Below are 11,172 nucleotides of genomic sequence, written 5' to 3' on the forward strand. Positions count from 1 at the left end.
ATTTTTTTACACTTGCCGGCGCCATCGCGTCTACGTCGTTTGCAAGTGCTTGATTTCACAGCATACACCAGCACTGGCAAGGGTTTTGCTCTTGAAGCGATACGGCCTCGATCCCCGTGGCCCTTTTCGAGGAGCACACATGAAAACCTACCAACCCGCGCTGGCCGTCGCCATGCTGGCAGCCGCGCTGACGGCGCCGCTGACCGCCAGCGCCGGCCCTACGCTGGGCCTGGACCCTACCGGCACCGGTACCTATAGCACCTACGCTGACCTGTGGACCAACGTCACCGATACCGGCCTGGCGACGGGCTTCATCCCCGGCAACATCGTCGGCCCCGGCGCCGGCGCGCCTTACCTGACCGAACTGCGCTCGCAGATGGTGGTCGGCACTATGTCCAACAGCAACATCCCGGCCATCGTGACGCCGGCTGGACTCAACACCACCTTTGAAATCAGCAAAGTGGTGCGCTTCCAGGAGCTGGTGACCGCGCAAACTGCTACCACCGTCAACTTCGGCCTGCCGCCTACCCAGTCGGCTGCGATGGACGTCGATCCGCTGCACGCCGGCGTGCAGAACATGGCCATCTATCTGGATAACATCACGGACGGCAGCAAAGCCGTGCCCGGCAACGGCGCCAACACCGTGCGCTGCTACGGCGAAGGCGTGACCTCGGCCGGTTGCGGCGCCGGCGGCGTGGATGGTGACGGTATCCTGATCCTGTCGGGCCATCTGGTGTTCAACGAGGCAAGCTTCAGCGCATCCGGCGCGGTCGGTACCGGCTCGTTCGATTCGCGTTTCATGATCGACTATGTGGACCCGCTGTATCTGGATGTGGTGACCGGTTCGATCTTCATCGACAAATTTACCGGCACCACCAATGTGCCGTCGTTCTTCACCCCAACCATGATGTGGGACGGTTCCACGCCCACCACCGTGCCATTCCTGAAGGTGGACTCGTCGCAGAGCTTCGCCACCATTCCGGAGCCTGCCACGCTGGCACTGATCGGATTGGGCTTTGCGGGTCTGGCGCTGGGCACGCGCCGCAAGGTGCAGTCCTGACCGCATCAGCGGTTTAATGGCGGACCACCCGGTCCGCTTTTTTTTCACCCCTGACGAAAGGGTCGGACCCCGTACGGGGTCCGCCCCTGGCCGCAGCGGTGTGCGGGTTGCAGGGGTGCCGTCAGCTTCAAGGCCCTGCTATCTGGGCCAGCAGATACGCCAGCCGCGCCCCCGCGTCGTAGCGCTGAAACTGCTGCGCTATCCGGCCTGCGACGGCGCGGGGTTCGGGGCGCGACAGCAATTGCAGCGCCGCCACACGCAAGCCTTCTTCCGACAGCCGATCCGACCGCAGCAGCACCCCAGCTCCGGCCCTCACCACGCCGTCCATGTTCAAATACTGGTCCAGATTACCCGCGATGCCCAACACCGGCACCCCAGCCGCCAGCGCCTGCTGACTGGTCGGACTGCCGCCATTACAGATCACCAACCGCGACCGCTGCGCCGCCTGCTCTCCCGGCAGATAGCTGGCCACCCTCGCATTGTCCGGCAACAGCCCGGGATCCACATTGCCGGCACTAGCGGCAATCACCGTCAGCGGCAACGGCGCCAGCGCTTGCAGCACCTTTGGCAGCAAAGCCCCCTGCCCTGAACTGCCCAGCGTGACGTAGACCATATCCCGCGCAACGGGCAAGCTGTCCCACCACGAGGGCAACTCCGTCGGCGGCGACCACGTCACCGGACCAAGATAGGAATGCGACAGCGGCAACTCATGCGCCGGAAACATTTCCCGAATGTCCGAATACAACACGTAATCCGCATCGGTGTAGATGCGTCGCAAATCACGCCCCAGCGACGGCAGCTGATACGCCTGCCGCACGCGGTTCAACGGCCGGCTGTGCAAGGCAAACGCCAGCGGCCGCACCAGGTTGAACAGCGTGTCGGCCAGCGCAATCGGCAACACCCGTGACAGCGCGATCGCCGGCACCCGGTAACGCTGCGCCACGTATGGGCTCCAGTAGGCGTTGATCAAGCCCACATACGGCACCTGCGCCACCCGCGCGCTGACCGACAGCGACAGGCGGAAATCGCCAATCACCACATCCGGCTTCAGCGCCTGCAACAGCCGCAAATCGTCCACCACGTATTGCGACAAGGTCGTGGCGTCATACACCGGCTTGCCTGCGGCCAGCGCCGCCAGGAAGCGCGCGCTGGAGATGCTGTTCAAGGTCCAACGGGTAACCTCGCTGCCCTTGAAAAACATGTCGAACCCCGGCGCGCAAGCGAAGTGCACATCGTACTGTTGCCGGTCCAGCATTTGCGCCAGCGCCAGCGGCCGGCCGACATGCGCCAGCGTCACCGCCTCGGCCACGAACAAGATTTTTTTGCGTTCCATGCTAGCAGCTTGCAACGTTTAATCGACCGTCGTTTGAGCCAGCGCAAACGTGCGCTCTTAGACAAAAATCAATGTCGAGCCTGCCTGATCCATATATTTTTCTTATTGGAATCAACGGATGGGAGAATGCAATGTTCAACTTTGAACGCTCCGGTCTGAGCCAGAAGCTCACGATCATGTCCGTGTTGTCCACCGGCAGCGCGCTATTGCTGGTGTTTGTCGCGTTTGCCGCCACCTCGGTGCTCAGCCACAGCGAGGATGCGCGCCAGCAGCTGTCTTCGCTGGCCGGCGTCATCGGCAGCAACAGCAAGACCGCGCTGCTGTACGCCGACCGCCGCCAGGCAAGCCAGACGCTGGCCACGCTGGCGGTCGAACAGGACATCCTGCAGGCAGCGCTCTACGACAGCGCCGGCAAGCTGCTGGCGCGCTACACCGCGCCGCGCCTGCCACAGGGCCAGGTGGGACAGGACGAACTGAGCGCACCGGCCATCAGCGCCGACATCGTCACCGAGCGCAGCGGGCCGCCGTGGGCGCCCGCCATGCGCGCCTACCGCGTGCTGCGCCAGGGCGATGACGCCATCGGCGTGGTGATGGTGGAAACTTCGCAACTGCGCATGTGGCTGGACATCCTGAAAAACCTTGGCGCCGCCATTGCCGCTGCCGCGCTGTCATTCATGATGGCGTTGCTGACGGCGGCGCGCTTCAAGGGCAGCATCGCCGAGCCCGTCAGTCAGCTGATCGCGGCGGCGCAGCAGGTCAGCCGCGGCCACGCCACACCGCGCATCGTCCACCAGCGCAGCGACGAACTGGGCGCGCTGATCGACAGCTTCAACGACATGCTGGCGCAGGTCGAAGGCCGCGACGCCGCCTTGGCCGAGTACCGCGACCAGCTGGAACGCCAGGTCAGCGTGCGCACCGAGCAGCTGGAAAAAGCCAAGAACGCCGCCGAGGCCGCCAGCCAGGCCAAGAGCGCCTTCCTCGCCACCATGAGCCACGAGATCCGCACGCCGATGAACGGCGTGCTGGGCATGACGGAACTGCTGCTGGCCACGCGCCTGAGCGAACAGCAGCGCCATTACACCAGCATGGTCAAGCGCTCCGGCGAGCACCTGCTGGTGATCATCAACGACATCCTCGACTTCTCCAAGATCGAGGCCGGCAAGCTGACGGTGGAATACATCCATTTCAATTTCCGCGACCTGCTGGACGACATCGACAACGTGTTCTCGCCGCAAGCCCACGCCAAGGGACTGCGGCTGGAGCTGGACATCGCCCACAACATTCCACTTGGCGTCTGTGGCGATCCCAACCGGCTGCGCCAGGTGATCTTCAACCTGCTCGGCAACGCCATCAAGTTCACCGACGCCGGCCAGATCACCGTCAAGGTGGTGGTGGCGCGCGAGGATGCGCAATCGGTCGGCCTGCGCTTCGAGGTGCACGACACCGGCATCGGCGTCTCGGCCGAAGCGCGCGCGCGCATCTTCGATTCGTTCTCGCAGGCCGACGGCACCACCACCCGCAAGCACGGCGGCACCGGGCTGGGACTGGCGATCTCGAAACAGCTGGTGGAGCTGATGGGCGGCACGATAGGCGTCGAACATGCGCTAACTCAAGGCTCCATCTTCTGGTTTGCCGTAAATTTCGACAAACGCCGCGTCGATATCGACGATCCATCCAACGCAACACAGGGAATCCGCGCTTTGATTGTCGATCAACATCCCGCCAGCCGCGCCACGCTGGAGCGGCAACTGGCGGCCTGGCGCATCAGCTGCGCCTACGCCGGCGCCACCGACACCCTGCCGGTGCTGCGGCAGGCGGCGGCCAACGGCCACGCCTTCGACGTGGTGCTGCTCGACATGGAACAGCCGCGCACCTCGGGCCTGGCGTTGGCCGCCGCCATCCGCGCCGACACCACGCTGGCGCCGCCGCGCCTGGTGCTGCTGAGTACCGAACGCAACGCCGCCGACGGCGTGCAGCGGCGCGCAGCCGGCGTCGCCTTCCAGCTGATTAAGCCGCCGCGCGAGTGCGACCTGTTCGACGCCATCGCCACCCCGCTGCGTGGCCGCGAAACACGGCCGGCTGCGGCGCCGCTCACCGTCCCCGTCGCGGTCGCGCAGACCGCGCCACCGGTCAGCGCGCTCAGCACCGGCCTGCCCTCACGCCAGCGCAAGCGGCGCAAGGTGCTGCTGGCGGAGGACAATCCCGTCAACGTCGAAGTCGCCAGCGCAATGCTGGAAGGCCTGGGCCTGGATGTCAGCCGCGCCGGCAACGGCGAGGAAGCGCTGCACTCGGTGCAGGCCGACGACTTCGACCTGATCCTGATGGATTGCCAGATGCCGGTGATGGACGGATTCGCCGCCACCACTGAAATCCGCCGCCACGAACAGCAGCGCGGCCGCGCGCGCAGCCTGCCCATCATCGCCATCACCGCCAATGCGCTGCAAGGCGACCGCGAATCCTGCCTGGCGGCCGGCATGGACGATTACCTGAGCAAGCCCTTCACGCAGCAGGCGCTGGGGCAAACCCTGTCACGCTGGATCAGCCTGCCGCGCGTGGCGGCGCCGCCGCCCGCCACACCGCGGCGTGACGATGAAACCATCAACATGCAGGCGCTGGACAATATCCGCGCTCTCAACCCGGCCAATGGCGACGCGCTGCTGGAAAGGGTGCTGCAGGCCTTCCTGCGCGACACGCCGAATTACCTGCAGGCGATACGGCTGGCCATCGCCGGCAACAACGCCGCCCAGCTGTGCAAGGCCGCGCACAGCCTGAAGTCCAGCAGCGCCAATGTCGGCGCGGACGCGCTGGCGCAGCGCTGCAAGGAACTGGAACAGCTGGGACGCAACGACACCACCGCCGGCGCCGCACCGCTGCTGGCTGACATGGAACAATCTTTCCAGGCCGCGCGGCAGGCGTTGGGAGCACTGCTGGAAAAGGAAAGCTGATCATGTCCACCTCTCCCAAACGCGGCCTGGTCCTGGTTGCCGACGACGATCCCACGATGCGCCTGCTGATGCTGGAAATGCTGGCCCAGGTCGGCCTCGACGCCATCGAAGCCGAGGACGGCGTCAAGGCGCTCGCCTGCTACCAGCGCGTGGCGCCGGACCTGGTGCTGCTCGATGTCGAGATGCCCGGCATGGACGGCTTTGCCGTGTGCCGCGAAATCCGCCGGCTGGAAGCGCAGGTCAGCGTGCCCATCATCATGGTCACCGGCGGCGACGAGCTGGAATCCGTGACGCGCGCCTACGAGGCGGGCGCCACCGATTTCGTCTCCAAGCCGATCAACTGGCCTATCCTCGGCCACCGCGTGCTGTACGTGCTGCGCGCCAGCGACGCCATCAGCCGCCTGCGCATCGCCGACGCCCAGCACCGCGCGGTGCTGGCGGCGATTCCGGACACCTTCTTCCGCATGAACAAGGAAGGCTACTACCTCGATTACGAACAGGGCCACGAGGCCAGCAGCGTGTTCTCCAGCGACCGCTGCGTGGGACGGCATCTGAGCCAGGTGCTGCCGCCGGACATCGCCGACCACATGATGGAGCAGGTGCACACGGTGCTGGAGACGCAACACATCCGCTCGCTGGACTATGAACTGCCGCTGCCCGGTCCGGCGCCGCGCGCACGCCAGGGCGAGCATCCGGCGCCGCTGCCGGTGCGGCATTTCGAGGCGCGGCTGGTGGCCACCGGTCCGGACGAGGTGCTGGGCCTGGTGCGCGACATCAGCGAGCGCAAGCGCAACGAGGAACAGATCCGCCGGCTGGCGTATTGCGATTCGCTGACCGGCATTCCGAACCGCCAGGCCTTCCTGGAAACGCTGGAGGCCGAGCTGGTGCGTTCGCGCAAGGCCAGCAAGAAGTTCGCGGTGCTGTTCATGGACCTGGACGCATTCAAGCGCATCAACGATACGCTGGGGCACGATGTGGGCGATCATCTGCTGAAGGCGGTCTCGGAGCGCCTGCGCGAAACCACCCGGCCGGGCGACCTGGTGTCGCGCACCGAAGCCAACACCAATCTGGCGCGGCTGGGCGGCGACGAATTCACGATCCTGATACCGGACCTGGAGCGGGTGGAAAACGCGCTCAACGTGGCGCATCGCGTGAAGGAAGCGATGCGTCGCCCCTTCCTGCTGGATGCGCACGAAATCTTCGTCACCGCCAGCATCGGCATCTCGCTGTATCCGGAAGACGGCGAGGACTGCAGCTCGTTGCTGAAATACGCCGACACCGCCATGTACCACGCCAAGAACTGCGGCAAGAACAACGCCAAGCTGTACAGTTCCTCGCTGACGATGCAGATCATGAGCCACGTCAAGCTGGAAGTCGGCCTGCGCAAGGCTTTGCAGAACGATGAGCTGTACCTGCTGTACCAGCCGCAGATCGACGTCGCCAGCGCGCGGATCGTCGGTTTCGAGGCGCTGGTGCGCTGGCGTCATCCCGAGCGTGGCGTGATCTCGCCGACCGAATTCATTCCGTTGGCGGAGGAAACCGGCCTCATCGTGCCGATCGGCGAATGGGTGCTGCGCACCGCCTGCCAGCACGCGACCACCTGGCAGACGGCAGGCAAGCCGCCGGTGCGGGTGGCGGTCAATCTGTCGGCCAAGCAGTTCAAGGACGACAACCTGACGCAGAGCGTGATCTCGGCGCTGCACGACACCGGCCTGCCGGCCGAGCTGCTGGAACTGGAGCTGACCGAAGGCACGCTGATGGACGACGCGCGCGCCACCATGGTCACGCTGGAGCAGTTGCGCAGCATCGGCGTACACCTGTCGATCGACGATTTCGGCACGGGCTACTCGTCGATGAACTACCTGAAGCGCTTCGACGTGCGGGCGCTAAAGATCGACAAGAGCTTCATCAGCGGCCTGCCGCTGGATTCGGAAAACGCCGCCATCACCCGCGCCATCATCGCCATGGCGCACGGACTGAAGATGGCGGTGGTGGCCGAAGGCGTGGAAACCTCCGCACAACTGGTCATGCTGGAACAATACGGCTGCGACCTGGTCCAGGGCTACCACCTCGGCCATCCCTCTCCTCCTGAAACTATCCCGCAAATGCTGGCCAGCCAATCCGCGCTGGCCCTGACATGATACGCATCACCAGGCGCGGCTGGAACCACATCCTCAAATACCATACCGCCAAGCAATCGCCAACGCACGCAAACAAGAGTAGATTTAACGCAAGCGAGGATCTGGTCCATTTGATCAACCACGCATCCAGGCAACACCCCGTGAGGATGACGCGAAAACATCTGGTGCGCATCTTCGACGCTGGTCACGACGTAGGCATAGATCGCCGCAGCAGAAAGCCGACTTCGATTGTTACCGTCATCACACGACTTAACGGCAACCTCGTCAATATGTTTCCGGGGTTCCCATAGGAGCCATCATGGCACTCGACTTTGCAGTTTTAACCGAGGACGAAACCGCAGCGGACATCGTCTCGTTGGAATGGCGCCAGCATGATGTACTGATCGCCTTGGCGGAACAACTTAAGTTGACTCAACTACTTCGCATTGAGGATTACTTCGAAGAGGTCGATTGGGCGCCCGGACAGCTGCCGGCACTTTCGGAGGAATTAGGCATCGTCAGCAATTCCGCGGCAACGCCCGAAATCATACAATTCGCAGGTGATCTTGATGCTTTGATCGCTCTTGCAGTCAGGCGCAAACAACGCCTGTCCGCAATACCGGACTAGCGTTACAACACACCATCCTGCTTCATCGCGGCGATGGCTTCAGCGCTGTAGCCGAGGGATTGCAGGACTTCATCGTTGTGCTGGCCCAGCGTTGGGCCCAGCCACCTGGTGTGGCCCGGCGTGGCCGACAGTTTCGGCGAGATCGCCGGCAGCTTGACCGGCGTGCCGTCGGCGAACTGGTGTTGCTCGAACATGTCGCGCGCCAGGAACTGCGGATCGGTCATCATGTCGCGCACCGAGTAGATTTTGCCGGCCGGGACATCGGCCGCCTTCAGTACCGCCAGCGCGCTGTCGATGGTCTGCGTGTCGCACCAGGCCTGGATCGCGTCATCTATCATCTGCGTGTGCCTGACGCGGCCATCGTTGCGCTCCAGCTCGGGATTGCCGGCCATGTCAATTCGCCCCATCGCCAGCACCAGCCGCTTGAAGATCGCGTCGCCATTGCCGGCGATGACGATGTTCTCGCCATCGCTGGTGGTGTAGGTGTTGGACGGCACGATGCCGGGCAGCGAACCGCCGGTGCGCTCGCGCACCACGCCCGCGTGATCGAACTCCGGCACCAGCGATTCCATCAGGTTGAACACGGATTCGTACAAGGCCACATCGACCATCTGGCCTTCGCCCTTGCGCTTGCCGCCGGTGGCGTCGCGCTGGCGCAAGGCCATCATGGCGCCGATCACGCCATGCAGCGCCGCGACCGAGTCGCCGATCGACACGCCCACCCGCACCGGCGGCCGGTCCGCATGGCCGGACACATAGCGCAAGCCGCCCATCGATTCGCCGATGGCGCCGAAGCCCGGCAAATCCTTCATCGGCCCGGTCTGGCCGAAGCCGGACAGGCGCACCATGATGGTCGACGGATCGAGCGCCTTCAGCTGCTCGTAGCCAAGCTCCCACTTCTCCAGCACGCCGGGACGGTAGTTCTCGATAATGATGTCAGCTTCCAGCGCCAGCTTGCGCGCGATCTCGCGGCCCTGCGCGTGCTTCATGTTCAGCGTCAGGGATTTCTTGTTACGCGACTGCACCGACCACCACAGCGAGGTGCCATCCTTCAGCACCCGCCACTTGCGGATCGGATCGCCGCCATCGGGCGACTCGACCTTGATCACCTCCGCGCCGAACTCGGCCAGCATGCGCGCACAAAAAGGGCCCGCTATCAGCGTGCCCAGTTCCAGTACCTTGATGCCGGCCAATGGACCGGAAGTGTTTTGAGTGGTCATGTCGCTCTGCGATCCAGCATGGCGCGGGCGATGGTGCCCGCATCGACGTATTCGAGTTCGCCACCGACCGGCACGCCACGCGCCAGACGGCTGACGCGCAAACCGCGCGCCTTCAGCATCTCGCTGATGTAGTGGGCAGTGGCCTCGCCTTCGTTGGTGAAATTGGTGGCCAGCACCACTTCGTTGACCAGCCCATCGGCGGCGCGCGCCACCAGTTTTTCCAGATGGATGTCTTTCGGACCGATGCCGTCCAGCGGCGACAGCCGGCCCATCAGCACGAAGTACAGGCCCTTGTAGGTCAGGGTCTGCTCGATCATCAGCTGATCGGCAGGCGTCTCGACCACGCACAGCAGGCGGCGGTCGCGCTGCTCGTCGCTGCACGTGTCGCAGACGTCTTCTTCGGTGAAGGTATTGCACAGCGCGCAGTGATGCACGGCGCTGACCGCCTGGTGCAAGGCGCGCGACAGCATGTCCGCGCCTTCGCGGTCATGCTGCAGCAGGTGAAACGCCATCCGCTGGGCCGACTTGGGGCCGACGCCGGGCAAGCGGCGCAGCGCTTCCGTCAGGAACTCCAGCGACTTCGACATGGCGCCTTAGAAAGGCATCTTGAAGCCAGCCGGCAGGTTCATGCCGGAGGTCAGGCCGCCCATTTTTTCGGCGGCGGTGGCTTCGGCCTTGCGCACGGCGTCGTTGAAGGCGGCGGCGACCAGGTCTTCCAGCATGTCCTTGTCGTCAGCCAGCAACGACGGGTCGATCGAGACGCGTTTGACATCGTTCTTGCAGGTCATCACAACCTTGACCAGGCCGGCGCCGGATTGGCCTTCGACTTCGATCAGCGCCAGCGCTTCCTGCGCCTTCTTCATGTTGTCCTGCATGGCCTGGGCTTGTTTCATCAGGCCGGCGAGTTGGTTCTTCATCATGGTGGAGTTCTCCGAGTGTATAAGTTAAAGAGAGGATCAGGCAGCCGCGGCCGCGCTGGACTGCGGCGGCACGATGGAGCTTGGGACTACCCAGGCGTCCAGTTCGCGGATCATGCTGTTCACAAAGGGATCGTTGGCGATGGTTTCTTCGGCCGCGCGCTGGCAGGCTTCGCGGTAGGCCTGGGCCTCGGCGCTGGCGGTATACCAGACGGCGCCCAGTTCGCTGTCCACGCGCACCGGACGGCCGAAGCGTTCGGCCAGCACGGTGGTCAGTTTTTCGATGTTGCCGGGCGTACGCCAGGTTTCGATCGGCACGCGCAGGGTGAACACCACGGCATTGCCTTCGAAGGTGCAGCTGGCCATTTCGGCCTGCATCGCCAGTTGCTGGGCGGTGCCGCGCAGCGGCAGTGCGGCGGCCACGGCGGGCCAGTTGCCGTCCCAGTTCAGTTCAGGCACTGGCGTGACGACGTATTCGTATGGCGCCTTGGCCGGCGCCGCTGCGGCGCGGGCGGGCATGGCGATGGCGTGCGGGTCGTCGGGCTGGCCTGGCGCCGTCTGCTGTGCCGGCGCCGGGGCGTAAGGATGCGACGAGGTCGACGCGGCGACCGCGCTGTCGTCGGAAAATTCGGTGACCCACGGTGGCAGGTCGTCTTCGTCGGCGGCGGCTTGCGGTTTGGCTTGCGGGGCCGCGTACTGCGGTGCGGTCTGTGGCGGCGCGGCGCGGACTGGCGCTTCCAGGATAGCGGCGCCACCGTCAGCGGCTGGCGGCATGTCTTCCCACGGCGCTGGACGTGCCGGCGCCGCGGCCATCTGCGCGCTTAGCGCGGCTGGCGGCGTGTAGGCGGCGGCGGGTGCTTGCGGTGCCGGCGCGGCTGGCGCGGTGACGGCGCCCGGCTGCATCGGCGGCGCGATAGCAGGTGCTGCGCCGGATTGTGCAGGTGCGGCA

8 protein-coding genes and 1 pseudogene are annotated in these 11,172 nt (G+C 64.9%); 4 read left to right on the plus strand and 5 right to left on the minus strand.

Annotation, left to right across the window (positions count from 1 at the left end):
- The first annotated feature begins 139 nt into the window (after positions 1 to 139).
- Positions 140 to 1,060, plus strand: coding sequence for a PEP-CTERM sorting domain-containing protein (locus GJ698_RS22335; protein WP_154360067.1), 921 nt, complete (start codon positions 140 to 142; stop codon positions 1,058 to 1,060).
- Positions 1,061 to 1,187: 127 nt separating this feature from the next.
- Here GJ698_RS22335 and GJ698_RS22340 read toward each other — a convergent pair whose 3' ends face one another.
- Positions 1,188 to 2,408, minus strand: a complete 1,221-nt coding sequence (locus GJ698_RS22340; RefSeq protein WP_229260118.1) for a glycosyltransferase — start codon at positions 2,406 to 2,408, stop codon at positions 1,188 to 1,190.
- Between the two features lie 116 nt (positions 2,409 to 2,524).
- On the opposite strand from GJ698_RS22340, the gene GJ698_RS22345 reads away from it, so the two are divergent.
- The 3 genes from GJ698_RS22345 to GJ698_RS22355 all read left to right on the plus strand — a co-directional run bounded on the left by GJ698_RS22345 (position 2,525) and on the right by GJ698_RS22355 (position 8,086).
- Complete coding sequence (locus GJ698_RS22345) at positions 2,525 to 5,338, plus strand: hybrid sensor histidine kinase/response regulator (protein ID WP_154360069.1); 2,814 nt, start codon at positions 2,525 to 2,527, stop codon at positions 5,336 to 5,338.
- Between the two features lie 2 nt (positions 5,339 to 5,340).
- Positions 5,341 to 7,479, plus strand: coding sequence for a putative bifunctional diguanylate cyclase/phosphodiesterase (locus GJ698_RS22350; RefSeq protein ID WP_154360070.1), 2,139 nt, complete (start codon positions 5,341 to 5,343; stop codon positions 7,477 to 7,479).
- A gap of 298 nt (positions 7,480 to 7,777) precedes the next feature.
- Positions 7,778 to 8,086: a hypothetical protein gene (locus tag GJ698_RS22355; protein WP_154360071.1), complete on the plus strand. Its 309-nt coding sequence runs from the start codon at positions 7,778 to 7,780 to the stop codon at positions 8,084 to 8,086.
- A gap of 2 nt (positions 8,087 to 8,088) precedes the next feature.
- Here the strand turns inward: GJ698_RS22355 and GJ698_RS22360 are convergent, their stop codons facing one another.
- The 4 genes and pseudogenes from GJ698_RS22360 to GJ698_RS30535 all read right to left on the minus strand — a co-directional run.
- Complete coding sequence (locus GJ698_RS22360; protein ID WP_154360072.1) at positions 8,089 to 9,306, minus strand: CaiB/BaiF CoA transferase family protein; 1,218 nt, start codon at positions 9,304 to 9,306, stop codon at positions 8,089 to 8,091.
- Positions 9,303 to 9,893, minus strand: a complete 591-nt coding sequence (gene recR, locus GJ698_RS22365) for a recombination mediator RecR (RefSeq protein WP_154360073.1) — start codon at positions 9,891 to 9,893, stop codon at positions 9,303 to 9,305. Before recR ends, GJ698_RS22360 begins: the two co-directional genes overlap by 4 nt.
- Positions 9,894 to 9,899: 6 nt before the next feature.
- Positions 9,900 to 10,226: a YbaB/EbfC family nucleoid-associated protein gene (locus GJ698_RS22370; protein ID WP_154360074.1), complete on the minus strand. Its 327-nt coding sequence runs from the start codon at positions 10,224 to 10,226 to the stop codon at positions 9,900 to 9,902.
- Positions 10,227 to 10,262: 36 nt separating this feature from the next.
- Positions 10,263 to 11,172: pseudogene (locus GJ698_RS30535) on the minus strand (DNA polymerase III subunit gamma/tau); the annotation flags it as partial.

Source organism: Duganella aquatilis, assembly GCF_009674565.1.
In the GTDB taxonomy this organism is placed as follows: domain Bacteria; phylum Pseudomonadota; class Gammaproteobacteria; order Burkholderiales; family Burkholderiaceae_D; genus Rugamonas; species Rugamonas aquatilis.